The sequence below is a fragment of the Marinomonas sp. HM11-D genome (genome assembly GCF_057626615.1).
Genome location: NZ_JBMMKT010000007.1, coordinates 91,004 through 117,988, shown reverse-complemented (window position 1 = coordinate 117,988; position 26,985 = coordinate 91,004). Strand labels below are relative to the sequence as shown.

Annotated in this window: 30 protein-coding genes and 1 pseudogene; 16 read left to right on the top strand and 15 right to left on the bottom strand. The window is 48.4% G+C overall.

From position 1 onward, the window contains the following. Positions 1–41: 41 nt before the first annotated feature. The 4 genes from ACOSVP_RS11635 (at position 42) to ACOSVP_RS11620 (ending at position 4,448) form a co-directional block, all read left to right on the top strand. Positions 42–1,865: a terminase large subunit domain-containing protein gene (locus tag ACOSVP_RS11635; RefSeq protein WP_487347674.1), complete on the top strand. Its 1,824-nt coding sequence runs from the start codon at positions 42–44 to the stop codon at positions 1,863–1,865. Between the two features lie 13 nt (positions 1,866–1,878). After that, a complete protein-coding gene (locus ACOSVP_RS11630) occupies positions 1,879–2,967 on the top strand; it encodes a phage portal protein (protein WP_487347673.1) in 1,089 nt (362 codons plus the stop codon). A 63-nt stretch (positions 2,968–3,030) separates the two neighbouring features. Next, positions 3,031–3,897 (top strand): BRCT domain-containing protein, encoded by an 867-nt coding sequence (locus tag ACOSVP_RS11625; RefSeq protein WP_487347672.1) that lies wholly within the window; start codon positions 3,031–3,033, stop codon positions 3,895–3,897. Continuing rightward, on the top strand, positions 3,894–4,448 hold the full coding sequence (locus tag ACOSVP_RS11620) for a GNAT family N-acetyltransferase (RefSeq protein WP_487347671.1): 555 nt from the start codon (positions 3,894–3,896) through the stop codon (positions 4,446–4,448). Before ACOSVP_RS11625 ends, ACOSVP_RS11620 begins: the two co-directional genes overlap by 4 nt. A 305-nt stretch (positions 4,449–4,753) precedes the next feature. Here the strand turns inward: ACOSVP_RS11620 and ACOSVP_RS11615 are convergent, their stop codons facing one another. The 9 genes from ACOSVP_RS11615 to ACOSVP_RS11575 all read right to left on the bottom strand — a co-directional run bounded on the left by ACOSVP_RS11615 (position 4,754) and on the right by ACOSVP_RS11575 (position 10,079). Further along, positions 4,754–5,095, bottom strand: coding sequence for a hypothetical protein (locus ACOSVP_RS11615; RefSeq protein WP_487347670.1), 342 nt, complete (start codon positions 5,093–5,095; stop codon positions 4,754–4,756). 185 nt (positions 5,096–5,280) lie between these two features. Further along, positions 5,281–5,952 carry a DNA adenine methylase gene (locus ACOSVP_RS11610; RefSeq protein ID WP_487347669.1) on the bottom strand — a complete coding sequence of 224 codons (672 nt, stop codon included), beginning with the start codon at positions 5,950–5,952 and terminating at the stop codon, positions 5,281–5,283. Between the two features lie 108 nt (positions 5,953–6,060). Further along, positions 6,061–6,312, bottom strand: a complete 252-nt coding sequence (locus tag ACOSVP_RS11605) for an ogr/Delta-like zinc finger family protein (protein WP_487347668.1) — start codon at positions 6,310–6,312, stop codon at positions 6,061–6,063. Further along, positions 6,278–8,131 (bottom strand): replication endonuclease, encoded by a 1,854-nt coding sequence (locus ACOSVP_RS11600; protein WP_487347667.1) that lies wholly within the window; start codon positions 8,129–8,131, stop codon positions 6,278–6,280. Before ACOSVP_RS11600 ends, ACOSVP_RS11605 begins: the two co-directional genes overlap by 35 nt. Continuing rightward, on the bottom strand, positions 8,121–8,672 hold the full coding sequence (locus tag ACOSVP_RS11595) for a hypothetical protein (RefSeq protein WP_487347666.1): 552 nt from the start codon (positions 8,670–8,672) through the stop codon (positions 8,121–8,123). Before ACOSVP_RS11595 ends, ACOSVP_RS11600 begins: the two co-directional genes overlap by 11 nt. 128 nt (positions 8,673–8,800) lie before the next feature. Then, positions 8,801–9,106 (bottom strand): hypothetical protein, encoded by a 306-nt coding sequence (locus ACOSVP_RS11590; protein WP_487347665.1) that lies wholly within the window; start codon positions 9,104–9,106, stop codon positions 8,801–8,803. Then, positions 9,097–9,384: a hypothetical protein gene (locus ACOSVP_RS11585; RefSeq protein ID WP_487347664.1), complete on the bottom strand. Its 288-nt coding sequence runs from the start codon at positions 9,382–9,384 to the stop codon at positions 9,097–9,099. The genes ACOSVP_RS11590 and ACOSVP_RS11585 overlap by 10 nt, the downstream gene beginning before the upstream one ends. Positions 9,385–9,386: 2 nt before the next feature. Further along, positions 9,387–9,839, bottom strand: a complete 453-nt coding sequence (locus ACOSVP_RS11580) for a phage regulatory CII family protein (RefSeq protein WP_487347663.1) — start codon at positions 9,837–9,839, stop codon at positions 9,387–9,389. Between the two features lie 27 nt (positions 9,840–9,866). Beyond that, positions 9,867–10,079 (bottom strand): Cro/CI family transcriptional regulator, encoded by a 213-nt coding sequence (locus tag ACOSVP_RS11575; protein WP_487347662.1) that lies wholly within the window; start codon positions 10,077–10,079, stop codon positions 9,867–9,869. Positions 10,080–10,207: 128 nt separating this feature from the next. Between ACOSVP_RS11575 and ACOSVP_RS11570 the strand changes: the two are divergent. The 7 genes and pseudogenes from ACOSVP_RS11570 to ACOSVP_RS11540 form a co-directional block, all read left to right on the top strand. After that, positions 10,208–10,396, top strand: a pseudogene (locus ACOSVP_RS11570) (helix-turn-helix domain-containing protein); the annotation flags it as partial. 42 nt (positions 10,397–10,438) lie between these two features. Continuing rightward, on the top strand, positions 10,439–10,864 hold the full coding sequence (locus tag ACOSVP_RS11565; protein WP_487347725.1) for a LexA family protein: 426 nt from the start codon (positions 10,439–10,441) through the stop codon (positions 10,862–10,864). A gap of 124 nt (positions 10,865–10,988) precedes the next feature. Further along, positions 10,989–11,336, top strand: a complete 348-nt coding sequence (locus ACOSVP_RS11560; RefSeq protein ID WP_487347661.1) for a hypothetical protein — start codon at positions 10,989–10,991, stop codon at positions 11,334–11,336. 40 nt (positions 11,337–11,376) lie between these two features. Next, positions 11,377–11,613: a hypothetical protein gene (locus tag ACOSVP_RS11555; protein WP_487347660.1), complete on the top strand. Its 237-nt coding sequence runs from the start codon at positions 11,377–11,379 to the stop codon at positions 11,611–11,613. A 314-nt stretch (positions 11,614–11,927) separates the two neighbouring features. After that, entirely contained in the window at positions 11,928–12,179 is a 252-nt protein-coding gene (locus ACOSVP_RS11550; protein WP_487347659.1) for a hypothetical protein, read from the top strand. A gap of 45 nt (positions 12,180–12,224) precedes the next feature. Next, the gene (locus ACOSVP_RS11545; RefSeq protein ID WP_487347658.1) at positions 12,225–12,614 is read left to right on the top strand and encodes a hypothetical protein; all 390 of its coding nucleotides are present in this window, start codon (positions 12,225–12,227) and stop codon (positions 12,612–12,614) included. 7 nt (positions 12,615–12,621) lie between these two features. Then, positions 12,622–13,098 (top strand): hypothetical protein, encoded by a 477-nt coding sequence (locus tag ACOSVP_RS11540; protein ID WP_487347657.1) that lies wholly within the window; start codon positions 12,622–12,624, stop codon positions 13,096–13,098. On the opposite strand, the gene ACOSVP_RS11535 is transcribed toward ACOSVP_RS11540, so the two are convergent. Both ACOSVP_RS11535 and ACOSVP_RS11530 read right to left on the bottom strand, forming a co-directional pair. After that, the gene (locus ACOSVP_RS11535) at positions 13,034–13,369 is read right to left on the bottom strand and encodes a hypothetical protein (protein ID WP_487347656.1); all 336 of its coding nucleotides are present in this window, start codon (positions 13,367–13,369) and stop codon (positions 13,034–13,036) included. The two genes, ACOSVP_RS11540 and ACOSVP_RS11535, sit on opposite strands and share 65 nt — an antisense overlap. A 12-nt stretch (positions 13,370–13,381) precedes the next feature. Beyond that, the gene (locus tag ACOSVP_RS11530; RefSeq protein ID WP_487347655.1) at positions 13,382–14,593 is read right to left on the bottom strand and encodes a tyrosine-type recombinase/integrase; all 1,212 of its coding nucleotides are present in this window, start codon (positions 14,591–14,593) and stop codon (positions 13,382–13,384) included. Positions 14,594–15,146: 553 nt separating this feature from the next. Here ACOSVP_RS11530 and ACOSVP_RS11525 point away from each other — a divergent pair. From ACOSVP_RS11525 to ACOSVP_RS11515, 3 genes are read left to right on the top strand one after another with little or no spacing between them, the layout of a single operon-like run. Next, the gene (locus ACOSVP_RS11525; protein WP_487347654.1) at positions 15,147–16,097 is read left to right on the top strand and encodes an HlyD family secretion protein; all 951 of its coding nucleotides are present in this window, start codon (positions 15,147–15,149) and stop codon (positions 16,095–16,097) included. After that, positions 16,094–17,017 (top strand): ABC transporter ATP-binding protein, encoded by a 924-nt coding sequence (locus ACOSVP_RS11520; protein ID WP_487347653.1) that lies wholly within the window; start codon positions 16,094–16,096, stop codon positions 17,015–17,017. Before ACOSVP_RS11525 ends, ACOSVP_RS11520 begins: the two co-directional genes overlap by 4 nt. Then, positions 17,007–18,125 carry an ABC transporter permease gene (locus ACOSVP_RS11515; protein ID WP_487347652.1) on the top strand — a complete coding sequence of 373 codons (1,119 nt, stop codon included), beginning with the start codon at positions 17,007–17,009 and terminating at the stop codon, positions 18,123–18,125. The genes ACOSVP_RS11520 and ACOSVP_RS11515 overlap by 11 nt, the downstream gene beginning before the upstream one ends. Before the next feature lie 10 nt (positions 18,126–18,135). Here the strand turns inward: ACOSVP_RS11515 and ACOSVP_RS11510 are convergent, their stop codons facing one another. Then, positions 18,136–18,861, bottom strand: a complete 726-nt coding sequence (locus ACOSVP_RS11510; RefSeq protein ID WP_487347651.1) for a hypothetical protein — start codon at positions 18,859–18,861, stop codon at positions 18,136–18,138. A 230-nt stretch (positions 18,862–19,091) separates the two neighbouring features. Here ACOSVP_RS11510 and ACOSVP_RS11505 point away from each other — a divergent pair, with 230 nt between their 5' ends. Beyond that, a complete protein-coding gene (locus tag ACOSVP_RS11505) occupies positions 19,092–21,017 on the top strand; it encodes an alkaline phosphatase D family protein (RefSeq protein ID WP_487347650.1) in 1,926 nt (641 codons plus the stop codon). Positions 21,018–21,091: 74 nt separating this feature from the next. On the opposite strand, the gene ACOSVP_RS11500 is transcribed toward ACOSVP_RS11505, so the two are convergent. Next, entirely contained in the window at positions 21,092–24,205 is a 3,114-nt protein-coding gene (locus tag ACOSVP_RS11500) for an efflux RND transporter permease subunit (RefSeq protein WP_487347649.1), read from the bottom strand. Between the two features lie 16 nt (positions 24,206–24,221). After that, entirely contained in the window at positions 24,222–25,415 is a 1,194-nt protein-coding gene (locus ACOSVP_RS11495) for an efflux RND transporter periplasmic adaptor subunit (protein WP_487347648.1), read from the bottom strand. 102 nt (positions 25,416–25,517) lie between these two features. Here ACOSVP_RS11495 and ACOSVP_RS11490 point away from each other — a divergent pair, with 102 nt between their 5' ends. Continuing rightward, entirely contained in the window at positions 25,518–26,105 is a 588-nt protein-coding gene (locus tag ACOSVP_RS11490; RefSeq protein WP_487347647.1) for a TetR/AcrR family transcriptional regulator, read from the top strand. Here ACOSVP_RS11490 and ACOSVP_RS11485 read toward each other — a convergent pair. Further along, positions 26,091–26,975: a DMT family transporter gene (locus tag ACOSVP_RS11485; RefSeq protein WP_487347646.1), complete on the bottom strand. Its 885-nt coding sequence runs from the start codon at positions 26,973–26,975 to the stop codon at positions 26,091–26,093. The genes ACOSVP_RS11490 and ACOSVP_RS11485 overlap by 15 nt on opposite strands. Positions 26,976–26,985 lie beyond the last annotated feature (10 nt).

Here is a 26,985-nt window from a genome sequence, read left to right as displayed (position 1 = left end):
TTAGAGTTATTTGGTGTTTGGTGGGTCGTTAAGATGGGCTCATGGCACATTCTCAAGAAACGATCGACTATGCACGTTTATTATTTATCCAGGCACACAAACCCTCGGAGATTTCCGCACGCTTAAATGTCAGTGAGCGCACTGTATTCAACTGGATAGAGAAATTTAACTGGAAAGAACTGCGAGCATACGACACGGCTGAGATTGAAATTAGCCGCCGCATTGCCACGCTATCTAATAGAGAGAACAAAACCCCAGCAGAGTTAAAAGAACTGGAATCACTATGTAAGGCGTTTGGCTCGCTCAAGCAGGACTTGGCCAAAGCTGAAAAAGTCATGGCCGAAGCCCAAGCACTGAAAGAAGGCCGACCCGACGCGGTAGCCGGTGCCCAAAGCCGAGCAAACCGCCGCAATAATAAAGGCCGCAAAGCGAAACCTAAAAACGATATCAGTGAGATTGATCTATCCAAGTTTGACGAATGGGCCCACGAAAACCTATTCGACTATCAAAAGCTGTGGCGATCAGTCGCCCACGACCCAGACCTACGTCGTAACCGCTTCATTCTGAAAAGCCGCCAGATTGGTGCGACCTATTACTTTGCGTGGGAAGCATTTGAAGACGCCTGTAAGAACGGTGAAAACCAAATATTCCTATCGGCATCGAAAGATCAGGCACGAGTATTCAAGGCTTACATTCAGGCATTCGCTCGCAATACATTTGAAATTGAGCTGAAAGGCCAAGACTTTATCGAGCTGACTAAGGACGGTAAAACATGGGCCACACTGTATTTCTTATCCACTAACGCCAGCACTGCACAGAGTTACCATGGACACCTTTACATCGATGAAGTGTTTTGGATCCATGGTTATGAGAAATTGCAAAAAGTCGCATCCGGTATGGCAGCCCATAAGAAATGGCGTCGTACCTATTTCTCTACGCCATCCAGCTTGCAGCACCCAGCGTATGAGCATTGGTCTGGTGAGAAATTCAACAAAGGCCGATCCAAGGCGCAGAAAGTCGAAATCGATCTATCAGATAAGACGCTTAAAAAAGGCTCACTGGGTGGCGACAAAATATGGCGTCATCTGGTCACGGTGGAAGATGCCGAGAAAGCCGGTTGTACCCTGTTCGATATTGCCGAGCTTAAAGCCGAGTACAGCAAGGAAGACTACGCCAACTTGTTTGGCTGTAAATTCATTGACGATAACGATTCGGTATTCCCATTCACCACGCTGCAGAAATGTATGGTGGATGCGTACAGCGCATGGACCGATGTTGATTTTGATAGCACATCGCCAGTGGGCAACCGCCCTGTTGCGATTGGTTACGATCCTAGCCGTGTGCGAGATAACGCGGCATTGGTTGTACTACTGATCCCACTGCATGCGGGTGAAAAGTGGCGTGTGATCGAAACCCAACAATTCAAAGGCGTTACGTCGGTGTACCAAGCCGAGCGCATCAAAGAGGCTTATTCACGTTACAACGTGGCATGGTGTGGTATTGATACCACCGGCATTGGTTGGGACACGTACCAATGCTGTTTAGACTTGCAGCTTAGCCACTTGGTGCCAATCACCTATAACCCAGCCGAGAAGACAGACCTCGTTACCCGAGCAAAACGCCTGATCGATGGCGGACGCTTTGAATACGATATTGGCAATAAAGAAGCGACACAGTCTTTAATGCTGATCAAGCAAATCACAACCCACGGCGGGACGCTCACTTACGGCGCCGCACGCACTGGCAAAGTTGGCCACGCAGATATTGCATGGGCGATCTTCCACGCCATGAAAGCCGAACTCCAATTCACCAAATCGAAGAAAGCCGAAACACAGCGCGGCAAAACACGCTTAGCCATTGGCTAGAGGATACCGAACCATGAACACTAAACCACGTCAACGCTTACCCGCCACCATCGAAGGTGAGTTCAACCGTGTAGAGGAAACCCTACCCGCTACTACCCAGCCAGCTAAGGCGCGGGCGTTTAGTTTTGGCGATCCAGAACCGGCGCTAAGTGGCGGCATTACTGACTATCTGGGGATTTTTGCGGACTATAACTCGCTGTATTACATCCCGCCTGTCAGTCTATCCGGTCTATCCAAAGTGCTGTCCGCTAATGGTACCCACGCCAGCGCGCTGGCATTCAAGCGCAATCAGCTGCTGGCCAACTGGAAAGAAAACCCACTAATCGATAGAAAGGAAATCCGCGCGGCGTTTCAAGATTATCTTGTCTTTGAAAACGCTTACTTCTTAGCGATCCGCAACGGGCTTGGTGGTGTGAATCGTTATGTTCGTTTACCCGCCATCAATATGCGCGTAGGCACGGATAACAATTACTGGTTGCTGGATAACAAAGGCACCATGACGGAATACGCCGCACAGGACATCATTCATCTAAAAGGCACAGATGTACGCCAAAGTATTTACGGTGTGCCGGATTATTTCGCGGGTGTGCAATCCATTCTATTGGGGGAAGCGGCCACACTGTTTCGCCGTCGCTATTACCAAAACGGCGCCCACGCTGGCTACATTTTTGTCACGTTTGATTTGGATGATGGCGAAGCGGCTGACATCGAAGAGGCCATTGCCAACACTAAGGGACCAGGCAACTACCGCAGCATGTATCTAAATATGTCGTCGATGGTGGGTGGTAAACCTGGTATCACTAAGGACCGCATTCAGCTGATCCCCGTTGGTGACTATGGTAACAAGGACGAATACGACAAGATCAAAGAAGTGACCCAGCAGGACATTTTGAACTTGCACCGTGTACCGGCGGCGTTGGCATCGATCATGCCAGTGAATGCCGCAGGCCATGGCAACCTGCAGAATGTCCGCGAGGTTTACTACGATTCCGAAGTGCTACCGATGCAAGCGATCTGGGAAGAGCTAAACGATGTGTTGCCACAGCGCGGCCGCATTGAGTTTAAAGAGCCACGTTGGTTGGTGAATGGTAAGCAGGCGTGACATGTCACAATTTTATTTTTAAGGCTTAGCGCGTATAGTCCTCCTTAACATTAAGGAGGATGTATGCAAAATAGCACCGCTACTAATTTTCATTTAGCCAACAACAAACGCAAAGCCGTTTACTCTCTTAACGGCATCCTACAAGGCTTGGTTGCAGATCAGCAATTAAGTGAAGCCGAATTCCTTTTCCTAGATACATGGTTAAGATCACAAAAGCACTTACGCGATGATCCTGACTGTATTGACCTACTCGACCTGGTAACCGACATACTAAAAGACGGCAAGATCGATGCCGACGAGATGGAAGACCTAACCGCTTTGATCAGTGACATCATAGAGTTCAAAGTCGTCACTCACGAAAAAGACACCGATCTAGTCAATGAATGTCTAGGTATTGTCAGTGGTATTGCCGCTGACGACCTCCTTAAGGAAGAGGAGCTAGACTACCTAATGGAATGGCTTGGCAATCGACCTGAGCTTTTCGAAATTTACCCAATCAATATTATTAGTGAAGCCCTGCTCCCCTTTTTAGATAGAGAAATGACAACAAAAGAGGCGGCTGAACTTTTGGAGCTTTTCAAGCAGATCACCGGTAGCCAGTTTATGCAAACGGGCAGTACTGACGTGCACCCGCTTCACTTTGTAGCCGTTGAACCGGAAGACTTTAACCACGATGGTCTGCGGATTTGCTTTACTGGCACCTTTGATAAAGGAAGCCGTAAGGAAGTAGAAGCCATTGCCCAAGCATTGGGTGCCACCACGAAAAAGGATGTATCCAAATCAATAGATTGTTTGATTATTGGTACTCAGGTGTCACCTGACTGGATTTCGACCAGCTATGGTCGCAAGATTCAAAAAGCCATAGAGCTAAGGGATAGCGGTCACCCGCTGGTGATTATGACCGAGAAGTATTGGATTAAGAATATATGAATATCGTAGAAATTAAAGCACGTGACTTTTCAGAGTCAAAGTTAATGGAAATAGCCTACATGGCAGCTGAACCACTAGGTGAAGTTTACGGAGAGAAAAATAGTCCTGAGTTTTTTTCTGACTGTATGATTTACCTTAAAACAGGCGCAGGACAAATGTTTGCTCTAGTGAACAATGAAGCCATCTTAGCCTTAGCGCTTCTGATAAAAAAATTTGATGGTAAACTAGGTGCTCCATATCTTCATATACTATCTGTCCCAAAGGAACATCAACGAAAAGGCTATGGTTCCACTCTTCTAAAGCAAATAACAACATCTCTTGCAGGAGATAGCGATATCACACTAGAGACACATAGTGATACGGTTCCTTTTTTTAAAAAGCACGGTTTTTTCATAAAAGACAACAGCGATCAGTTTGACTTAGAAATGATGCACTATGGCCCAACCCCCGAAAAATGCAAATTTCTTAAATATGAAAATGACTCAAAGGCGATTAGAGTTAAGACAGGTCTTTACAAAGAATATGAGAAATTGAGGAAGCGCAATGGCTAATAACTATTTTATATCATACGACCTTAATGGCCCTGAAAAGAGCTACGAAGAGTTATCAAAATCGATTAGCTATTTAGGTCATAGTGTTCGTGTGCAGGAATCTTTTTGGTATTTAAGTTCAGACAAGAACCTATCCGAAATAATGAACTTCCTTGAAAGTACCATAGATAACAATGATTCCCTGACAATTGTTAATTCCTGCACTAATCAGATTCTATCGCATAACTTAGATAAAGATGTTGATGAATTCATAAATATATACTGGTCAAAATAAGCAAAGCGCCCAACTAGGGCGCTTTTTCGTTCTACAGCGCTAATGCGCGCTTTTTGTGTGTGAGGAAGCATTCCCCACGGCCTTTGAATTTTCCTTCGCAGGTGTTGGGCCATGTCTCGCCGCAGAATTCGCACGGTTCGATGTTGGCTTTGACTTCCTGCATGTTCTGGTGTGCGCGGCGGATCAGTGTGGCTAGGCATTCGCTGACGTCGTACCCACCGTGAAAGTGGCGGATTTCGTCCAGTTGCTTGCGTTCGTTGCTGGATAGCTGCGCCGATACTGTTTTGATATCCATAGCGGCGTACTTTTCCGCTTCGCGCTCGCGTTGCTTTTGCTTTCTGATTGCTTCCGCTGATTTTTTCTTTTGTGACATGTCACACCTCAAATCTTCATTACGTGCGATCGCTCATAGATCACGCTGTCTATACTCGATAACTCCATCTGGCATAGTTGCCTTCGTCTATCGTGGCCAACATAGTCATTTTTGACTGTGCTGCAGTTGGTACCACATAGTCATTCCCGACTGTGCTGCAGTTGGTACCACATAGTGCGCTTCGACTATGCTGCTGACTCTCGTTTTAGGATTTCGCTTAAAATGGCGATGCGCTCCATTTCTGGTAGTGCCTCGTATCTACGCGCCCAGCTTTCAGCCTTTCGTTTGATGCGTTGACGATCAGTGAAGTTTTCACCGGCGTAGGTTGCCCAGCTGACCTTTTGCGCTTCAAAGCTAAACCAAAGCTTTTCAGTTCTTACACCGCCCCGCGTCATGACTTGAAACTCAATGTTTCGCCAGTCCAGCAGGCGTTCATACAATTTCGATGGGTAACCGGACACCATAGCCATTGCGCCTTTTTCTGCGCACGCTTTCAGGGTATCCAATAGGCGTACATGGTCTGCATCTGTGTATTCGTGCTTGTATCGGTTTCTTGATGTTCTGGTGGACAGCACATACGGCGGGTCAGAGTAAATTAGAACTCGCCCAGCGCTTGAAAAATCGAACCCCTGCAAGAATTCAACGGCATCACCACAATGCAGCTCGGTACTTTCGTAGCTGTTCAAAGCCAAGGCGCTTTCATCGATATCAATACCAATGCTTCTAGCCGCCTTTGGCTTGCGGCGCATAATTGCTCCGCTGCCTAGATGGGTTTCTATGTAGGTATCATGCGGTGGCATGTTGGCAATGATTGCCTGAAATGCCCCACTTGCTGCTTTTGATCCTAGATAGCTCATCGCCTTAGCTGCTCCCATAGTTACTTTTGTATATGCTGCGATCGCTCATAGCTGTTTCGGTCTATGCTGCAGGTACCACATAGACCGGCTTGTATATGCTCGATCGAATCACACCAACTTCATTTGTTTTTCTTTCTGTTCCACCAGTGCGCGGGCCATTTCATACACGCCCGCCTGCGGTGGGTTTAGGTAGTGGCTAAAGCTGCTTTTCACCACAAAGGTTGCGCCGCAGGTCTGGACGTTGGTGCATCGGCAATACAAGTCCTTCACAAAGATGCCAGGCATCCCCGCGGCTACGTCGTTACTGTTTGAAATGATCGCTTTACTACTGCAATTCGGACATTCGATGCGAAAAGCCATTGGCCACCTCCGGTAATATGTCTGGATTTAGGGCATGGGCGGCAAATGCCCTTAGCCGTTCTTCCGGCACTCCACTGTATTGCGGTTTTACCGGTTTGGGTTTCTCGAAATCACAACGGATTTGCGAGTCCGTACAGTTATTGACACGAGTCCAAGAAGAGACGGCTTCGCCGCTCTTTAAACGATCAGACCCTTTGCGCTGCACGGTCCATTCATACAGGCGCGTTGTCACCACATCGATCAGCGTTTCAACACCTTTTATTGATTTTGTGATTTCACCGTATTGGTTTTCTTCGTTTTCAACGTAGTGAGTTTTTAGGGTTTGATTGCGGCCAGCGAATGGACCGCCCATCAGGTTCATGAATTGTTTCCAGTCGGCACGGTTAGCAGCGTGGTAAATGTCGATACAGCTAGCCGGTGCGTTGTCGATCTTTAGGCGGCGCAGTTCACGCCAAACCGTAACCGATACACCACCCACGAATTGAAACTGGCGTATGCGGTGACGACGAGCCCACGCGGTGATGCGCTCGGCTGTGTCTTTACCGCTGCGGCCTGTTTCAATATCACTATCGATGTATTCACCATCTACGTTTTTGGCAATGTATTTAGCGATGTAACCAGACGCCGTGCCTTTAGCTGGATCCATATCCACGATTTCGACGCGGTTTTCTTCCGCGCCTTTTTCTTCACGATCTTCACGCAAAAAATACTCAGTGAATGCCGCCACTAAAGCATCACGCTGATCTTTGTTGATAAACAGCATCAGGTGCCAGTGCGGTGTGCCGTCGTGGTGTGGCTCAACCGTTCGCACGCCATAGAACAAGATGCCATGACGCTTACAGTAGGAACGAAACAAAGCAAAGGTATTGACCAAGTAGGCATTGGCTTCTCGCACCGTTGGGCAACCTGCTTTATGGAATTTGCTATTGTGATGACCCGACCCATGCACAGCGTGATACTTAGATGGGCAAGTCGCGGTAAGGAATAGGCCTACGTGTTCCATTTCCGTGGCCAGCTCTTCACAGCCACGAATGCGCACCATTAGTTCATGACGGCGGTTAACAGGATTAGAAACGCCTTTATCTGACAACTCGGCAAGCGTAAAGCTTTGGCCAAGGTCGTTAGTGGCTTCCATGCTTTCCAGAAAAGCGCGGTTGTCGTCTTTCTGTTTGCGGAATTTGTTAAGCGTCCAGTACGACACGTAAGGAGAACCCGCGCGGTGCACTTCGCCGCACTCGCGTAGGATGTTTTCCACGACGGTCCATTGCTTCTTGGCCAGACGTATCCACCACTCCGGCGTGATCATGCGCGCCGCCATACCGACAATGCGCTCTGGGTCGTCTTCACCGTCAAAGGCATAGCCTACTTCACGCATTTCAATGCACACGAATTCACGGGCTTTTTCTTCGCCTAGCTCTAGTGAGATTTCCATTAGATCGATCTCAAAGCGGTGGCTTTTGCCTTCCGCCCAGCTCGCTAACTCTTCACCGTCTAAGCTGGTGATCAGCTTGTCACAGAAGTGCATGCGCTTAACCACTGAACGCAACCAATCCATTGCGGCGGCTTGGTTCATGCGCTTGGCGATACGCTCGGCATTTGCTGACACAGTTGGACGCATAAAAGAAATCTTGCCCAGCAATTGATAACGCTCGATATGGTTACGCAACCACGTATTGGCTTTGACATAGCCTAGCGAGTTGTCCAGTTCATCCAGCTTGCCGCGCAGCCATTTGGCATCGTCTACATAGACGGTTTCCAACAGTTCATCACGCCATACAATACAACCAGCCGTTGGCGTGTTGATCAAATCAAGCTGCATATTCCACGCCTTCCATTTGAGCCACGTTGATACACGTTGATTGGTACGCAGAATGCCCAGCGAACAACCCCGCTAGGTTTTTCAGCACGTCCAGCTTTTCCATTAATCGCTTAGCCGCCACACTGCTTGCCCATGACTGAGTTAGGTAAGGCCCGATAACATCGGCCATGGTGCCTTGATCCAATAACATGAATTGGTTCAAACGCACTTCAACCGCTGCACTCACCATTTCATGCAACATTTCCAGTTCGTATACACACAGCTCAACGTTCAATTGAGAACCTAGGTCAAACGCATAACCGCCCTTTCGCACTTTGTCAGTACGAAATGCGCAGCGCTCTTCAATCTTCTCCAGCGTAAAAATCGGATTCCAAACGGTTAAGAAGTGGAAGCCCACTTGTAAACCACGGTCGATCTCATGGCAGGTGTACATTTTCATCCAATGCTTGGCGATGGCTTTACAGATGTTTATCTCAGCGGTTTCAAACGTGAATAGAATGGCTTTGGGGGTGTTTAATTGAGTTGTTGGATTGCTGGACATAACGCGCTCCGTGTGTTGCTTTGTGTTCTGCGATGTAGTGTTCCGTTAGGTATTTGGCGATGGCTAACGGTGGTCGGTGCGCGATGAAGGCCGCTAGTTGGAGGCGGCTTTCATCAAGCGGCGTTTGGTCAGAAAGGCATGTGGTCATAATCATCGACCTGAAATTGGCCTGTTTCATCAGAGAAGGCCGCACTCTTTGCCGCCTCAAACTCTGCCCACTTCTGCTTGATCTCGTTAATTTCACTCTCACCCCAAACGCTCGCTTTGCTGCAAGCAGGACAGCAATCAACTGGACTGCAGATAGAAGACAGTGTGATCACATCTAGGCGCACACCTTTCCAGCCACACGAATAACATTCCATTGGCTCGGCTAGCTCAGCCTGCACCGATTCAAATGACATGATTTCTTGGTCGCGGTTTGGGCTCAGTGACATACCACACCTCGCTCGCCTTCCAATTGCTGAATGCGCAACTTTGAATTAGCCAATTCACGCTCTAAGCGACTTAGGCGCTTATCATTTTTGGCCAACCAGCGGCTATGCTCTGCTAGAGTTTTCTGGCTTTCTTCCAAGTTTTCGTTGTGCGCTCTCAATTGCTTGGCAAATACGCCGCTTACGATTTCAACAGCGGTTTCCGCAACGCCACGGTACATAGGATCAAGCCCAGATAAATACGCCTCTAGCTCTTCCACTTTCTGAATGATTTCTTCCACGACTAAGCCCCCAGTTTGTGCAAATGCATAACTGGCTTGGTAGCCAATACCGCTTTGCTCAATGCTTCCAATGCATCGATTGCTTGGCCGATTTCACGCATCACGTCCGACTTTTCGCGCTCGGTTAGGTGACCATCAAGCAATGCTGCTTGCACTGCTCCGATCACATCGCCATTTTCCTTGGCAGCATTTAGTGCACACTCCAAAATACTGGCAGGCTTCTCCTGCTCTGCATGTGCATCCAGCATGGCTTTCATTGCGTCAGCCACAGCATGATTTTCAGTGATCAGTTGAATAGCGAATGCCTCACGCACAAACATTCTGTGCTGCTCAGCATTTGGGTTAGCCTTATTGATCAGCGTTTGGTGAGACATGCCCAGTCGGTCAGCGATCTGCTTCGCTGATAAGTCGGATTTATGAACGATGTCGTGGATTGCTTGGTCTAGTTGGTCCATTGTTTATAGCTCCCGTCTTTAACTTTGCTATGCCGCAACGACATCAGTATTTTTTTGATATAGCGCTTCGTCGTACTTAAGCTGCCCCTTTGGATCCGCCTCTGTTAGTCGCTCCAATTTCAGCGCGTGTTTTTCTGGGATCACATCCCCCCAACCACACACGCACGAACGCGCAATTTTCAGCGCCTTTGCAACTGCAGACTGAGTCCCGAAGTGATCTACAACTTTGTTTTTGTACATTTCTTCAACCTCTTACTGTGTGTTCTGTTTTGTTTTGTGCTGTTCTGTAAATCGAACACTAATTGTTCGAGAATTGGATGTCAACTTATTCCTATAATTAATGTTTCATTAGTCGAACAGGTGAGATCATGACTACAGGCGAACTAATACGCACACTGCGCACGAAGGAAGGCTTATCTATTCGTGGATTATGTAGATTGCTAGACGGTATCTCACCATCTACTGTCGCATCTTGGGAGCAAGACAAAACCACTCCGAACGGAAAAAACTTAGATAAGTTGGCAAAGATATTTAAAATCACAACAACATATCTTCTGACTGGGAAGGACTACACAGCCAACACCCCCATTACGCGAAACGTGACCGAAGCCCCAACGCAATACAATACAAAGTCACTTCCAGTATTAAGCCATGTACAAGCAGGCGCTTGGACTGAAGCCCTTGATTACAGGTCCTTGGGTGATGATGTTGAATGGGAGGACGCCCCAAGCAGCGCAAGCGATAGCGCCTTTTGGTTACGCGTTGTTGGTGACAGTATGACTTCAACACATGGCACCAGCATCACAGAAGGCACCCTGATTTTAGTGGATCCAGAGATCCCAGCCGAAAACGGCAAGCTAGTAGTTGCCAAGCTGGAAGGCACGGACGAAGCCACCTTCAAAAAGCTGGTGATCGATGCCGGCATGAAATTTCTAAAGCCCCTAAACCCTACCTACCCAACCATTCCGATCAACGGCAACTGCGAAATTGTGGGCGTCGTCAAAGAAGCAAAAGTGAAGTTCTAAGCACCACCCCCACCACAAATGCCGTTCTAAAAATAAAACAAAGTATTTGACAATACTTTTTTTCGCCTCTATTGTTCGTTTTATCGAACGACGCCGGACACTAACGGACAGATAGGGACGAACCATGAAAAAGCAACTTAAACCGGAAAACCTTTCTCTACTCAAAGCCGCTCGAAATAACGAACGCTTTCAGGAATACGCTACCAGTATCATCGATCCTCGCTTTGCTGGCCATGTAGCAGAGTTCTTTGCCTTCGATGGCAATGCAGATTGCCAAGCCTTTAAGGATTTATCTGTCAATGCGATCTACTGCACCTGGTGGCTATTCATCGCCTACACCCTAGAAACCAATCCAATGTCACTTTACTGCGCCGCCCTTTTGGACCGCGAATGCCGCATCGCTTGGAATCGCTTTGCCCTGCTCGCTTTGATCGAACAGCAAAACCAGTTCACAGCACACAAATGCGCGTAAGCGTGACATGTCACATTTTTTATTTTTGAAGAAATTAACCATGCAAGCACAAACCACCACACCAAACGACACTTTCGCCGCTGAAATGGTGAGCCATTACTTCACATCTAAGGAATTATGCGAGCGCTTTAAATGCAGCGTGCGCACTTTGCACCGCTGGATGGAACGCGAGAAGAACCCAATGCCACAACCGACTTTTCGCCCAAGTGGTACCCACAACTTGTGGGCTGATACAGCGATCTTTCGTTGGGAAGAGAGTCTGGCCGCTAAGGCCTAGAAATGAAAAAGCCGTTTAGGAATCCGACCTCCCAAACGGCGTGACATCAACTAAACCAAGCAAAGGTAAGCATTATGTCTGATTTTGATTATAGCGTTATCCGCTCCACAAAGTTAAGCGCCTTCGGCAAATTACCTGCCGATCTCCGCGCCCGTTACCTACAAACCTGCCCACGCTGTGTACGCGTGGCACTAAACAAACTGAACCACTAAGGAATCGCCACGAGCAACCAACCACTAGCCAAAGGCCGCGTTTGCTACGCATCTGAATACTATGCAACAAACGAAATCGACCAACAGACCAAAAAGCCAAAGATGAAAGCGCGCTACGCCACTCTTGGCCGCGCAACCATGTGGCCAGCCGAGCGACAAGGCGAACCACCACAAATCAGCATCGACTTGGACTCATTGCCGATCGGCTCAAATGGCTCTCTGAAAATGATGATGTTTTGGGACCAACAACAACAGCAAAGCCACCAGCCACAGCAACCACACCCTAGCCAAGCACCACACCCGCAGTCATATGGACAACCGCAAAGCTACGGCAGCTGGGACACACCACGCTAAACCAACACCCCCAAGCGCCTACGGGCGCTTTTTTTGGAGCTTAACATGTACAAAATCGGATACCTTTTCGCACCAAATCACACGGACATTCACTATGTCCGCCAACCTAGCCGCGTCGACTTCCGCCGCCGCTATGAAGTCAACTTTACAACCGACGAACGCTTTGCAAATACGGTAACTGACATTGATACAGCCAAAGAACTAATTGTGAAAATCGTTGAACGGTTCAAGAAAAACGATGGTTACCAGTACACCCCCGTGCTGATCAACACGCAAACAGGCAGATACGAGCGATATATAAACAACCATCATCCATGCTTAAAGAGTGGCTGGCTAGGCGACATCTATGACCTTCAAACACACAACAAAATAATCTCTTTGGGCGACAGCTGGAAACCCGAACTCATCGATATGACTGACACAGCTAACTGGTAATCACACTATGAACACACTAATCAATCAGCTTCACAACATGATCGAAAACACTGACCTAGCTTCACACACATGGCTGCTTGGCTTCGCCCATCCAACGCTTGATACCCTAAATGCTGGCCAACATAACAAAGGCGAAATGATGCAAACATGGCTCAACTTTTACAATGAGCATTGCGCTAGCCTTGGCATTCAAGGCTTTATGCGTATGAAGCCCTCCAAGCCACGCGAAGCGACAGAATATGACGCACACGTTTTGCAGTCTGTTCTACTTGTGCCTACTTCTACGGTTGCATCCATTGAAGAATCACTAAAATCTGTATTTGGCAGCGGCTTTCGCACTATCGTTTTAACGCTCGAATCACACCCAGAGACAGAAGTCTACATGGAAGAACATATTTCAGGTCCACACTGGGCAACTATCAGCGCGGCGATGGATCATAACAATCAATCACAAACACCGGCACATCTTCATACACTTTCGTGATCGGCACATACATTCCTTTGTACATTCTCACCACTTTGGCAGTGGGGATAGTATCCAGAAGCGGTTTAAATCTTTCGATCACTTCATCTATCTCCACCTTTTCTTTACCGTCACCAAACACCAGCTCTACACCATCGCTTGATTCTTTTATCTCAGATAACCAATTGCACCACGGGCCAACCTCACCATCAGTCATTTCCAAATTATCCAGACCTGGTATCGCCTGCTTTTTCAGCTTGATTAGTCTTTCGTAGAATTCTTTAACGTCCATATTCAGCCCTCATTAGCAACTTACTACCTCTACAATCTTATCCCACCACTTGGCATACCCTTCCGCCTGCTCTTCTAGGTAATGGTGTTTGTCATAAGTCTGCCATTCACCTGGCAATTTATGCCCTAGCATGATTTCTGCCACATGCGGCGGGACTAGCTCGGCCATGTGTGTTCGCATGGTTCGGCGCAAGTCATGCATTGCCCAGTGTTCCATCTCGTACTTTTGGTGACGGCGTAGCCATTGCATCAGGTTGTATGGCAACTGCAGCGGTGCACTGCGACTCATCACAGTGTTATCCCCAGAATTTGTGAATACAAAACGATCAGATGCACTTAGTGCAAATGCCTCTTTGATCAGCAGTTCGATCTCTGGAATGATTGGCCGCAATAGTGGCTTTTTGGTTTTCGCGCCCAGCTTGTGGTTTTCAGCTGGCACCGTCCAGATACCCTTTTCAAAGTCAAAGTGGCTTTTTTCTGCAACCCTCATTTCCCCATTACGACAGCCATAGAATAGACATAGCTTAATGAATACTTTGTTCTTTGGCGCCATGCGTGACCCGTCCAATGCCTGCCACAAGTACCTAATCTCTTCACTGGTTAGCGCCCTTTCTGATACGCCCTTTTCAACCTGCAAATCCTGCTTAGCATTGATATCTGATAGGACGTTATTTTGTACAAGCTGGCGCCGCATTGCCCATTTCATCATCTGCTTTGTGTTCGTAAGAATACGATCAGCGATAGACGGTTTAGAGTCTGCCACCAGTCTTTCAAGAATTGCCATCCAAGCCGACAGCGGTATTTGATCAACCGGCACATTGCCCAGCTTTGGAAAAACATATATCTCGAATGAGCGTTTTATCTGGGCATGGTTCTTTTTGTTTTTAATGCAATAGGATTGGTACCACTGCTCAAAAACAGGCTCTAGTGTAACTGCCTGCTTTATTTCAAGCCGCTCGACTTTCTTAACGACTCTCGGGTCATGGCCGCCTTCAAGTTTAGCCCTCAGCTCTTGGGCTTTGGTTCTGGCGTCTTTCAGGCTTGTGAGCGGATAGGTGCCGACATCGACACGCGATTGCTTGCCGTCATAGCGGTATCTGAGTTGGTAGGTGATCTTGCCTTTGGGCGATACGCGAACGCTTAAACCGTCACGGTCTGTTTTGACCTCTAGCTTGTCGCGCGCCTTGTTATGATTGGCTTTGAGCCATGATTCTGTAAGTGCCATACCGCCTCCCCAAGCGATTGGTGTGTACATATTTTAAAACGAGTACAAAACCCGTTTTTATGTACCCACCTGTGTACACATTTATTCTGTCTCATGCTGTCTCACTATGTCCTAGTGTGTCACGCCTGAATATGGGGAGAATATAGGTTTTATGCGGGTTATAGCAAGTTTATGTCATGCTTTGACATGGTCTGACTTATGGGCAATCAATGGGGTGGGAAATGATCGCAAAAGTGCGTCGTTTGTTTACTTGATCAAGAAATTGCTGGTCAGCCATTTAAAAACTCTTTTGTATGTCCACCACCTGAGCGCCAAACAAAAAGTCCCATTTAGGGACTTGATGACAGCCAGAGGGTTTTGCTAATAGGAATTGGCGGCTATTTTCGCTTATCTTGGCCGTATAAACAATCAACCGAAGGCTCAACGCTGTAATAAACATCGATTCATATCAGCCAAGCTAGACGTAAACGTATCGACAACATGACCCATTATTCGCTTAGCGCTATAGTCAATAACTGGAAATAATAATGAAACGCCTGAAATGGAGGCCTGCATGCGCCACCCTAGTTTGTCCATTGCGCTGATCTGTGGCGCCTTATTCTTGAGCGGTTGTCAGCCGGACGCGGAGCATATTGCATTGGGAACCTTGGAGCGTGATAGCCTGACGCTCAATGCCATGGTCAGCCAGACTATCTTTGCCTTACCTGTTGAAGAGGGGCAAACCGTCACTCAAGGTCAGCTGTTATTGCAGTTTAAAGATGACGCTGGCCAAGCTCAGTTAGCCTTGGCCAAGGCACAGCTAAAACAGGCCCAAGCCGCTTTAAGTGAAGCGAAAAACGGCAACCGCAGTGAGCAGATCGAGTCCGCTTATGCCGCTTGGCAAGGGGCGCAAGCCAACGACAAAGAGGCACTGTTACAGTTACAACGCACCCAAGAACTCTACCGCGCCAGTGCCATTGGCCGTGCTGCACTGGACAACGCCAGTGCCGTACGGGATCAAACCAAAGCGCAAACGGAGCAATTGGAGCAGCGATGGCTCGAGCTTAAAAATGGTGCCCGTGAAGAGGTCTTGGCGCAACGCCAAGCGCAAGTGGAAGCCGCGCAAGCGCAGGTCGATATTGCTCAAGAAAGTCTCTCTCACTATCGCATCACTTCCCCTATAGCAGGCGTGATCGACAGTTCCCCTTGGCATGCAGGGGATTCTGTGCAGCTAGGCACGCAGCTGTTTCGTTTAATAAGTGATGGCCAGCCCTACGCTCAGGTCTATTTACCCGAATCCATGCGCCGTCAACTACAAACCGGCACGAAAGTAGAGGTGTACATTGATGGCTTTGAGCAACCATTTTCCGGTGTAGTGCGTACTGTGCGAAGTAAACCGGCCTTTACTCCTTACTACGCCTTGAATGAGAAAGAACGTGCGCGACTAATGTACTTAGCCAAAATCAATGTCGCAAACGCCGAAAACGTTCCCGTGGGTACAGCGCTTGAGGTACATCTGCCATGAGCCAAGCTGCGGTGATCGAATGCCATGGTCTGAGCAAACGATTTGCTGACAACTTGGCCATAAATAAACTTAACCTCAGTATTCCAAAAGGGACTATCTACGGCTTTCTTGGCCCCAATGGCTGCGGTAAATCAACTGCGATTCGTATGTTGACCGGCTTGTTAGAACCTACGGCAGGGGAAGTCAGATTATTAGGTCAGCCGATTAAGCATCACGAAGAAAGTCTCAAACAACGTCTTGGCTATATGACGCAGAAGTTCTCCCTGTACGATAATTTGAGCGTATTAGAAAACTTAGAGTTTGTGGCAACCATTTACGGGCTCTCTCGTAAGCAACGTAAAACCCGTATTCAAGAACTGATGAAGCTGTATGAGTTAGAGGTTCTCAGCAAGCAATTAGCAGGTTCCATGAGCGGTGGCCAAAAGCAACGCCTCGCCCTAGCCTGCGCCACCTTGCATCAACCAGAGCTGCTGTTTCTTGATGAGCCAACCTCTGCGGTGGACCCAGAAAACCGCCGCGACTTTTGGGAGCATCTGTTCGATTTAAGTGATCAAGGTACCACCATCCTGGTCTCGACCCACTATATGGACGAAGCGGAACGCTGCCATGCCTTGGCCATTTTAGAAAATGGCCATAAGCGCGCCGACGGCTCGCCAAAACAACTGATGAACGAGATGCCCGCGACCGTGTTTGAGACCGAAGGCGCCAAACTACGCCAGCTCAAACAACAACTAACCAGCCATCAATATATTCTCTCTGCGGCGCAAGTGGGTACGCGCTTACGCATTTTAGTCAGTCACCAGCAACCGCAACCGGAAAAGTTGCTGCAGTCTCTAAGCCAAGAACACAGCTTTAGCCAAGTACGTCCGAGCTTAGAAGATGTGTTTGTCGCCAACACCGGAGGTCGACATGTGGGCTAGTATTGCCAGAATTTGGGCGGTCGCTCTGAAAGAACTCAAGCAACTGTCCCGTGACCGGGTCACCTTTGCCATGATTGTGATGATTCCATTGGTGCAGCTCATTTTGTTTGGCTATGCCATCAATACCGATGCTCGTCATATCCCAGCTGGGGTGGTGGATTATGCCCAGAACCAAACCAGCCGCACGCTGATACAAGCGGTTGAAGCCAGCCAAACGGTGGATTTTCAGCAAACGTACTATTCCCCTCAAGCCGCCAGTGACGCCATCGTTCGTGGTGATATTAAGGCGGTTTTAATCTTGCCTCACGACCTAGAGCGACGCATTGCCCTGCGCTCGGCAAATGTGTTAAGCGAACCGATTGGGCAATGGTTAGTAGATGGTTCCGATACCCTAATCGCCGCGACAGTGCGCAGTTTACGCACCATGCCGCTTGATGATGTTAGCCATTCGGTTACAGCGCAAAGTCCTGTGACCTTTGAAGTGGTGCAGTGGTTTAACCCTGAGCAACGTTCTGTGGTAAATATCGTGCCCGGACTGTTGGCTATTATTCTCACCATGACCATGATCCTTTTCACTTCCGCTGCGATTGTGCGTGAACGGGAACAAGGCAATATGGAGTTTTTAATCAATACGCCAATTCGTCCGTTTGAACTAATGCTGGGAAAAATAACGCCCTATGTGTTTGCGGGGCTCATTCAGGTCAGCATTATTTTACTGGCGGGGCACCTACTGTTTTCAGTGCCGATTCGCGGCGGATTGCTGTCTTTATTTGGCGCAGCCTTGCTGTTTATCTTTGCCAGCCTGACCCTAGGTCTGGTGATCTCAACCATTGCCAAAACCCAGCTGCAAGCGATGCAGCTAACGGTCTTTATTCTGCTACCTTCGATTCTTTTGTCCGGTTTTATGTTTCCCTACCAAGCCATGCCGCAACCCGCGCAATGGATTGCTGAGGCCTTGCCGGCCACCCACTTTATCCGCATGGTGCGCGCCATTGTGCTTAGAGAAGCGGAACTGCTGGTACTGCAACAAGATGCCCTTTGGTTAACGGCCTTTACCCTTATAGGCATCCTGCTGGCGTCGATAAGATTTAAGAAAAAGCTGGGGTAGAGGCGTAACCTCAGGAATTCTCGGCCACATTAATCATCAAGGCGATATCATGCTTTGAGATGGATTCCGAGGTTGCGGACAACATGGATTCCACGCGCACCTTGCTGCAAGAGAACAGAGACTCGTAGTTTGCGGCAATAGGGAACAGCTGATTGGGATTGGCCGATAACTGGCCTAGCTGTTTGTAAAAGATGTAATCAGAGTAGCTTTCTTGCTGCTTACAGTGCGCAACGCTGTTGCCTTCCATGCGCACGGCTTTTTGGCTTAACTCTTGATGGTAATGCTGCAACAGTTCATTGGAGGCAGCGTATTGCTGTGCGTAGCGAAACAACAACAGCTTATTGACTATACGCACTTCGTTGGGATCAGAGTTAGCACCTGATTTATCATACCAGCCAATCATCTTACCCACGTCTTTGCCATAGGAAACCGCCACCCCAGCGTCCCAAGCACGGGCTGCATATCTAAGCATAGATTTACGCATCCCATAATAGATAGCTTCAGCATGGGCGGGCGCCATATTAGGCACACCAATCAAAGCACCAACATCTTGGTCACGAATATTGCTGATAATTTCATTATCCACCGCCATCAAAAAGTAGGTTTTTGATGGGAAGAATTGCTCTTCTAACGCAGCACTGTAAGCCGTACCAGACAGGTTTTCAGCATGTAAGCTGGTGGAGGTTGCCAAAGGAAGCAAGCAGGCGAGCGGCCAATACATCGACTTTTTAGACATGGGAATCTCTTAGCAATTATTATGTTTTTAAAATTAAGAGGCCCCGTGACAAAAGCCACGAAACACGTTTCAACTCAATCTATTAACGCTAACGAATACGCCTATGGGTTTCAATGGCTTTGGCGCGATGCTTTTTGCAAAAAACATGGATAAAGTTTTGTAAGCCCAGACAGTGTCCCCATATAAACTCAGGTACGATAAGAAGTTTAATTGTTAGACGGAGCTATTTTATGAATTCAGAGGCAGCCTCAGTATCCCTCGCCCCAGTCATTGCAGGTCCGATTCTGCGTAAGGTGGATGCCCATGCCCTGCACCTTTGGCTCGCCACCAGCCAAGATTATGAAGCATCGGTTCAGGTAGCAAAGGATTCACAAGTATTAACGTCTGACACCCACTGCACGACCATTAAAGTGGGCGAACGGCTCTACTTACAATTGATTAGCGTCTCTTTTGCCGAGCCTCTGCCTGCGGATCAAGCACTGTCCTACCAAATTAGCTTGGCTACCGACAAGCAAACTTTCAATGTTAGCGTCCCCAGCTACCAAGAAGACAGCCCGAGCGAGCAGGTCCACTTTATTTGGCAACCGACAGTGCGCTCTTTGTTACATGGCTCCTGTCGTAAAGCCCATTATGGCTTTCATCATATGGAACAACGCCCTGCTATTGGCGATGGCCTAGTGGAAGCGGATCGCCACCTTAGCCAAAACACATTAGATCAATGGCCTTCTCTACTGATGTTGTCTGGTGATCAAATCTATGCGGACGATGTAGCTGGCCCCATGCTGTATGCCATTCGCCAAGCCATTCGCTTGCTGGGCATCCAAGAGGAGCAACTCCCCTGCACGGATAAATGCTTAGCCACTGAGCCTTGTTACTACAATCGCGAAGCCTTGTTACCGTTAACCGAACTCAGTGATGACCTAAAAAAGCAATTCTTTAAAGGCAAGAAGAAGCCTGTCTTTACTACGGATACCGCCCACAATCATCTGATTAGTTTTGCCGAAGTGATCTGCATGTATCTGCTGGTGTGGTCGCCCACCATGTGGAAGCACATCTCTTTAGAACTGCCTGATGGCATCAACAACGAAGAACACAAAACCCGCTATTTTGCTGAGCGTAAAGCGATTAAAGACTTTGTCAGCACCTTACCGCAGGTACAGCGCGTTTTAGCTCACTTGCCAACAGCAATGATGTTTGATGATCACGATGTCACCGACGATTGGAATCTGACCGCGGACTGGGAAACCACCGCCTATGAACACGCGTTGTCAAAACGCATTATTGGCAATGCCTTGTTTGGCTACTTGCTTTGCCAAGGCTGGGGCAATAACCCCGAACAGTACGAGGCGGCCTTTTTGAAGCAAGCAGAACAAGCTATTCAAAGCTCAGACAGCCGTCTTAAAGATGACTACATTGAAACTCTGTTTGCTTATGAAAAATGGCATTATCAATGGGATACCCAGCCGAAGCTGGTGGTGCTGGACACGCGCACCCGCCGTTGGCGTTCAGAGCAGAACTTCAGTCACCCATCCGGTTTGATGGATTGGGAAGCCATTACCGATTTGCAGCATGATATCCGTGATTTGGATTCGGTGATTCTAGTGTCTCCTGCGCCTATTTTTGGGGTGAAGCTGATTGAAGCGATTCAAAAAGTGTTTACCTGGATTGGTAAGCCACTCATGGTGGATGCGGAGAACTGGATGGCACACCCAGGCTCAGCCTATGCCTTAATGAACTTATTCACCCATCCGAAAACACCGACCAATTTTGTTATTTTATCGGGCGATGTGCACTACTCCTTTGCCTACGATATCAAATTGCGTGGCCACAAAAGCAGTCCCAATATTTGGCAAATTACCAGCAGTGGCCTGCGTAATGAGTTTCCACATGATTTGTTGGAGTGGTTTGATCGCCTCAACCGCTGGCTCTATGCACCTTGGTCACCATTGAACATTTTCACCAAACGTCGCTCCCTAAAAATCTCGCCCCGCAAACCAGAGAATGCCTCCCGCGGTGAGCGCCTAGTGAATCATTCTGGTATTGGTTTGGTGCGATTGGATGAGCAAGGCCGTCCAAGCGAGATCAGCCAACTCTGCAATCACCATGAGTCGGTACGCTTTTTACCTTCAAAAAACCATCGAAGAATGTCTGAGTAATGAGATTTTAGAGACAAAAAAAGGAGCCTATACGTAGGCTCCTTTTTTAAGACGTCAAACTTTATCAGTCTTCTTTATACATCATGCTCTGGACGTTTCGGGAACAATCGACGTACCAATACGAAGAACAAAGGTACGAAGAAAATCGCCAAAACCGTCGCTGTCAAAGTACCACCGACAATACCCGAACCAATCGAGATACGGCTGTTAGCACCGGCACCCGATGACAAGGCTAGCGGCATGGTACCTACGATAAAGGCAAGCGAGGTCATGATGATCGGACGCAGACGCAAACGCGCCCCTTCTGCAGCCGCATGCCAAACATCCTCACCACGACGGTAAGCCGCTTCGGCGAATTCCACGATTAGGATCGCGTTCTTCGACGACAGACCAATGATGGTCAACAGGGCCACCTGGAAGTACACATCGTTTTGTAGATCACGCAGATAAATCGCACCAGCGGCACCGATAACCCCCAGCGGAATTACCAAGATAACCGAGAATGGCACGGTCCAACTTTCGTACAAGGCCGCCAAACACAGGAACACCACTAGGATAGACACGGCGTACAAGAAGTACGTTTGACCACCAGATTGCTGTTCTTGGTAAGACAAACCACTCCAGGCATAAGACGTGCCCTGTGGTAGCTGATCCGCCAAACGTGACATTTCCACCATGGCATCACCCGAACTCAGGCCTGGCGCCGCCGAGCCTTGAATCTCGTAAGATGGCAAGCCATTGAAACGAGTTAGGGCTTTAGGTCCGAAGGTCCACTCGCTGTCAGCAAACGCTGAGAACGGCGTCATTTCATCGCCATTACCACGCACATACCAGTGTTGCAGGTCCGATGGCGCACCGCGGTATTCCGCATCACCTTGGATGTAAACACGTTTAACACGGCCACGGTCAATGAAGTCATTGACGTAGTTACCCGCCCAAGCAGACGACAGAGTACTGCTGATATCCGCCATTGATAGGCCTAAAGCAAAGGCTTTCTCTTGGTCAATATCAATGTGAAGCTGCGGCGTTTCCGCTTGGCCACCCATACGTACACCCGACAAGATCTGGCTCGCACGAGCATCGCCTAACAAGCGATCACGCATCTCAAGCAAGGTTTGACGGTCAGTGTTACCCGACGCCTGTAATTCAAAGGTAAAACCATTACTTTGACCTAGACCACGAATAGATGGTGGCAGCAAAGAGAAGATCTGGGCATCACGAATACCGGCTAAACCAGGGTAAGAACGGCCGACGATATCCGAAGCTGAACTACCTGGCTCGGTACGCTCATCCCAATGCTTCAACAGCACGAACGCCATACCAGCGTTTTGACCTGTCCCCATAAAGCTAAAGCCTGAGATGGTAAAGATCGAATCCACATAGTCTTTCTCTTGCTCAAGGAAATAGTCTTGGATTTGGCCCATCACTTCTTCGGTACGCGCCATAGACGCACCTTCAGGCAGCGACACCATGACCATCACGTTACCTTGGTCTTCGGTTGGCAAGAAACCTGTTGGTGTATTCACCATCAAGTAACCCATGCCCGCCACGATCACTAAGTAACCCGCAAACCAACGTACTGGCTGACGAATCAAGCGTGTCACGCGATTGCTGTAGCGCGCCGTCATGTTATCGAAGTTACGGTTAAACCAACCCGCCAAGCCACGTTTTTCACCATGATGGTTAGGCTTCTTAAGTAAGGTAGCACACAGGGCTGGCGATAGGGTCAACGCGACAATCACCGATAGCACCATGGACGATACAATGGTGATCGAGAACTGACGATAGATAACCCCGGTGGAACCGCTAAAGAACGCCATCGGTACGAATACCGCAGACAGCACCACGGTAATACCAATCAAGGCACTGGTGATTTCCTTCATGGATTTAATGGTCGCTTCACGGGGCGGCAGATTTTCCTCTTCCATTACCCGCTCAACGTTCTCCACCACGACGATGGCATCGTCCACCAACAGACCGATTGAGAGCACCAAGGCAAACATGGTTAGTGTGTTAATCGAGTAACCAAATGCCTGCAACACACCAAAGGTACCTAATAGCACCACTGGCACCGCAATCGCAGGAATCAAGGTCGCACGCCAGCTCTGCAAGAACACGAACATGACGATAACTACCAGCACGATGGCTTCAAACAGGGTTTTGACCACCTCTTCAATCGAGATCTTAATGAACTCAGTTGAATCCAATGGCAGTGCCGTTTTATAGCCTTCTGGCAGATCACGTTTTAACTCTTCAATGGCCGCTTTTACACGCTCAGAAGTTTCCAATGCGTTTGCACTTGGCGCCAACATGACCGCCAAACCAGTAGATGGGTGACCATTTAAACGAGGCGAGAAGTTGTAGTTTTCACTACCGATTTCCACTTTGGCAACGTTCTTAATACGAACCGTAGCGCCGTTGTCATCGTATTTTAGAATGATGTTTTCAAACTGCTCCGGCGTTTCCAACTTGGATTGAGCCGTCACCGTCGCGTTCAACTCTTGGCCTTTGGCAATCGGATAACTCCCCAAACTACCTGCAGCCACCTGAACGTTCTGCGCTTCAATGGCGTTCGCAACATCTGATGGAATCAAGTTGTAAGTGGCCAGTTTCAACGGATCTAACCAAATACGCATGGCATAGGCAGTACCGAAGATCTGAACGCTACCAACACCTTCTAGACGTGAAATCGGATCCTGCATGTTCGAAACAAGATAATCCGACAAATCACTGGCCATCGCCTGGTCGTTTTCATCGTACAACGCCATGATCAGCAAGAAGTCAGTTTGCGACTTAGTCACCGTCACACCATTTTGCTGCACGCTATTGGGCAAGTTTGAGGTGATTTGTTGGACCTTGTTTTGAACTTGAACTTGAGCCGTATCAGCGTCAGTCCCCTGCTCAAAGGTGACGTCAATGCTGGCGCGGCCCGTTGAGCTACTACTGGATGAGAAATACAGCAGGCCATCAAGACCGGTTAACTGTTGCTCAATAATCTGCGTAACACTGTTTTCCACCGTTTCCGCCGACGCACCATTGTAGGTGGTCGCAATACGAATCGATGGCGGCGCCACGTTTGGATATTGAGACACTGGCAACTGAGTGATCGCAAGTAATCCGGCCAACATAATGACAATCGAAATTACCCATGCGAACACCGGTCGCCTAATGAAAAAATGCGCAATCATTTAGCAGCTCCCTTTACTACTGACCTGTGGTCGCGGCGTTCGCCTCTACCATACGACCGGTTTGCGGATCACGAATCAGCTCCACCGTTGTCACTTCAGCACCTGGACGCACCTTGATACTGCCTTGAACGATCACTTTATCGCCTTCTTTAATGCCGTCGGTGATGTACCACTGGTTGCCAATCGCACGTTCAGTTGTCAGCATACGCTGCTCAACTTTATTGTCTGCATTCACAACTAGGGCATAGGCATCGCCCTGCACATTGCGCATCACGCCCTGCTGTGGCACCAAGATACCTTGGCTGTCGTTTAGGTCATGAATAAGACCACGCACAAACATACCCGGTAGCAACAAGCCGTCTGGGTTTTTAAACTCAGCACGAAGGGTCACACTGCCAGTCATTTCATCCACACTTACTTCACGTGTGGTGATCTGGCCCTTGTATGGGTAAGCGGTACCATCTTCGAGAATCAAATCCACACTTTGATCGCCCAGCGAAACATGCTCCAAGCTCAACAAGGTACGTAGGCGTAGTTGCTCAACACTGGTTTGTGCTAGGTCAACAAAGATTGGATCCGTGGCACGAATAGTGGTCATAGGCGCTGACTGATTGGCTGTTACCAAAGCCCCCACGGTCACATCAGAGATACCGATTTTGCCGTCAATCGGCGCGGTGATTTTGGTGTAAGCCAAATCAATTTTGGCACTGTTCAGAGCTGCCACCGCACGTTTCTCAGCCGCTACGGCAGAAAGGTAAGCCACGTTAGCGTCGTCTAAGTTTTGTTGGGAAACGTTGTTACGCTCCTTCAAGGTTTTGTAACGCTCATAGGTTTGACGAGTAGAAGTGAGCGTCGCACGGGCACTATCTAGATCCGCTTGAGCTTGTTCCACATTCGACTCGTAAGTCGAATCGTCTAGTTGGTAAAGGAGATCGCCAGCGGCAACCGTTTGACCTTCTTCAAACAAACGCTTTTCAACAATCCCACCCACTTGTGGGCGGATTTCTGCTTCTAAGCTCGATTTTGTTCGACCAGGTAGCTCAGAAGTAAGTTCAACCGAGCGTTTTTCGATGTTAATCACACCAACTTGGACCTTCGGCGCTTGCTGCGCAGCGCTTCCTCCTGCCGTGCTGTTTTCACTTTCTTGACATCCTGCCAAAATCGCCGAGGCCAGCACTACCCCTGTTAATAGAAAGTTCCGAGACAACATAAGACTGTGAAATCTCCAATAATTATCATTTGAGAATGAGCGTTCATTCACACTATAATCTAGGGACGTTACACTTCCCATCTTTAAATCGTGTAAATAAATATGAAAAGGTCACCAACCCAAGCACAGCGCCGCCAACAAATTATCGATGCATTTATCGTGCACGTTGTTGAAAAAGGCTTTCACAAAGCCAGCATGGCCGAAATGGCGAAAACCGCTGGTCTCAGTGTCGGTCAGGTGTACCGTTATTTTTCCAACAAAGAAGACATCATACGCGCGGTGGTGGAGCAAAAAACAGAAGAATATCTCGGTATTATGGAAGACTTTCTCGAGAAGAAAGATTGGCTAGCGCGTATTTTTGAACAAAAGCACAGCCAAGAATTTCAGATAGAGCGAGTGTTGAATATGGAGATCAAGGCCGAAGCCAATCGCTCCGAGTCGCTCGCCAAGATACAAGCAGACGCTGATCAGCGCCTCACTGAACATGCGATTAAACTGGTGCGTCAGCGTTACGGACTCGACGATGAAGCGGATATTTTAGCGCGAGTACAGTTCTTAGTAGCCCTCACCGACGGTTTATTTCACCGTAGCAACGATACCGAAGAGCCTTTTAGCCAAGCCTCACATCGCTTATTCCAACATATGTTGAATGAGCTGTTTCCCGATCAAATCAGCTCAACGCAGGCGTAAAAAGATCCGCACTTGCTGCCACTTACTGACCAACATGGCTAAAAAAATCAGCACACAGCCGGTGATTTGTAGCCCTGTCATGCTTTCACCAAACCACAGTGCCGCCATAAAAGCCGCCCACACAGGCTCCAGGTTCATAATCACCGCCGCATGACTGGCAGGGGTAAGACTTTGCGCATAGGTTTGCAGTAAGAAACGTAAGCTGGTGGCGATCAAGGTACTGGCCAAGAACCAGCCAACGATCGACAAAGGGACGGTATGCGGGATTTCTTCCATGGTCGGCGACACCATCAGCATAATAACCCCGGCGGTAAACAGCTGAATCGCCGTTAATACCAACACATGTAGTTTGGTCGACATGCGTGTCAGCAGATTAAATTGCAACGCAAAGGTCACCGCTGCAATAAAGAAATAGACCTGCGCCCACTCAAAACTCAAGCCATTACCCAATGCCAAACAGCCGAGTCCCACCACCGCCACCGGTAAGGCCACCCAAATACTGCGAGCCGGTTGCTCTTTGAACAATAAGCGGGCAAACACTGGCACCAAAATGACGCCTAAACTGTTGATGAATGCACCAACACCGATATTACTGACCTGATCGAGACCAACGATCCAGAACATCATGGCCACGCTCATCACCGCGCCCACTATGATCGCCCCTTTTAAATCCTGCCAGCGAATGCCTTTAAAAAAGCGCGCCCCAACAAAAAACAAAACGATACCGGCAATCAAAAAGCGAACACCTAAGAAGAAGATCGGCGGTAGCCCCGCTAACGCTTCTTTTGAGAAAATCCAACCGAAGGCAGCAATAATGGTCACCAGAACTAGGATAAGTTCTGCTTTCAAATGGGAAGGTGATGCGCTCACAGGGAATCCT

Excerpts from the sequence above, each read along its gene's own strand:
- ACOSVP_RS11495 (WP_487347648.1), bottom strand. The coding sequence starts at position 25,415 with ATGTTGTCTCGGAACTTTCTATTAACAGGGGTAGTGCTGGCCTCGGCG.
- ACOSVP_RS11550 (WP_487347659.1), top strand. The coding sequence starts at position 11,928 with ATGAAAGCGCGCTACGCCACTCTTGGCCGCGCAACCATGTGGCCAGCC.
- ACOSVP_RS11490 (WP_487347647.1), top strand. The coding sequence starts at position 25,518 with ATGAAAAGGTCACCAACCCAAGCACAGCGCCGCCAACAAATTATCGAT.
- ACOSVP_RS11615 (WP_487347670.1), bottom strand. The coding sequence starts at position 5,095 with ATGTCACAAAAGAAAAAATCAGCGGAAGCAATCAGAAAGCAAAAGCAA.
- ACOSVP_RS11635 (WP_487347674.1), top strand. The coding sequence starts at position 42 with ATGGCACATTCTCAAGAAACGATCGACTATGCACGTTTATTATTTATC.
- ACOSVP_RS11500 (WP_487347649.1), bottom strand. The coding sequence starts at position 24,205 with ATGATTGCGCATTTTTTCATTAGGCGACCGGTGTTCGCATGGGTAATT.
- ACOSVP_RS11545 (WP_487347658.1), top strand. The coding sequence starts at position 12,225 with ATGTACAAAATCGGATACCTTTTCGCACCAAATCACACGGACATTCAC.
- ACOSVP_RS11595 (WP_487347666.1), bottom strand. The coding sequence starts at position 8,672 with ATGTCCAGCAATCCAACAACTCAATTAAACACCCCCAAAGCCATTCTA.
- ACOSVP_RS11580 (WP_487347663.1), bottom strand. The coding sequence starts at position 9,839 with ATGGACCAACTAGACCAAGCAATCCACGACATCGTTCATAAATCCGAC.
- ACOSVP_RS11575 (WP_487347662.1), bottom strand. The coding sequence starts at position 10,079 with ATGTACAAAAACAAAGTTGTAGATCACTTCGGGACTCAGTCTGCAGTT.
- ACOSVP_RS11540 (WP_487347657.1), top strand. The coding sequence starts at position 12,622 with ATGAACACACTAATCAATCAGCTTCACAACATGATCGAAAACACTGAC.
- ACOSVP_RS11520 (WP_487347653.1), top strand. The coding sequence starts at position 16,094 with ATGAGCCAAGCTGCGGTGATCGAATGCCATGGTCTGAGCAAACGATTT.
- ACOSVP_RS11515 (WP_487347652.1), top strand. The coding sequence starts at position 17,007 with ATGTGGGCTAGTATTGCCAGAATTTGGGCGGTCGCTCTGAAAGAACTC.
- ACOSVP_RS11590 (WP_487347665.1), bottom strand. The coding sequence starts at position 9,106 with ATGTCACTGAGCCCAAACCGCGACCAAGAAATCATGTCATTTGAATCG.
- ACOSVP_RS11630 (WP_487347673.1), top strand. The coding sequence starts at position 1,879 with ATGAACACTAAACCACGTCAACGCTTACCCGCCACCATCGAAGGTGAG.
- ACOSVP_RS11620 (WP_487347671.1), top strand. The coding sequence starts at position 3,894 with ATGAATATCGTAGAAATTAAAGCACGTGACTTTTCAGAGTCAAAGTTA.
- ACOSVP_RS11555 (WP_487347660.1), top strand. The coding sequence starts at position 11,377 with ATGCAAGCACAAACCACCACACCAAACGACACTTTCGCCGCTGAAATG.
- ACOSVP_RS11525 (WP_487347654.1), top strand. The coding sequence starts at position 15,147 with ATGCGCCACCCTAGTTTGTCCATTGCGCTGATCTGTGGCGCCTTATTC.
- ACOSVP_RS11605 (WP_487347668.1), bottom strand. The coding sequence starts at position 6,312 with ATGGCTTTTCGCATCGAATGTCCGAATTGCAGTAGTAAAGCGATCATT.
- ACOSVP_RS11560 (WP_487347661.1), top strand. The coding sequence starts at position 10,989 with ATGAAAAAGCAACTTAAACCGGAAAACCTTTCTCTACTCAAAGCCGCT.
- ACOSVP_RS11610 (WP_487347669.1), bottom strand. The coding sequence starts at position 5,952 with ATGAGCTATCTAGGATCAAAAGCAGCAAGTGGGGCATTTCAGGCAATC.
- ACOSVP_RS11505 (WP_487347650.1), top strand. The coding sequence starts at position 19,092 with ATGAATTCAGAGGCAGCCTCAGTATCCCTCGCCCCAGTCATTGCAGGT.
- ACOSVP_RS11625 (WP_487347672.1), top strand. The coding sequence starts at position 3,031 with ATGCAAAATAGCACCGCTACTAATTTTCATTTAGCCAACAACAAACGC.
- ACOSVP_RS11535 (WP_487347656.1), bottom strand. The coding sequence starts at position 13,369 with ATGGACGTTAAAGAATTCTACGAAAGACTAATCAAGCTGAAAAAGCAG.
- ACOSVP_RS11510 (WP_487347651.1), bottom strand. The coding sequence starts at position 18,861 with ATGTCTAAAAAGTCGATGTATTGGCCGCTCGCCTGCTTGCTTCCTTTG.
- ACOSVP_RS11530 (WP_487347655.1), bottom strand. The coding sequence starts at position 14,593 with ATGGCACTTACAGAATCATGGCTCAAAGCCAATCATAACAAGGCGCGC.
- ACOSVP_RS11600 (WP_487347667.1), bottom strand. The coding sequence starts at position 8,131 with ATGCAGCTTGATTTGATCAACACGCCAACGGCTGGTTGTATTGTATGG.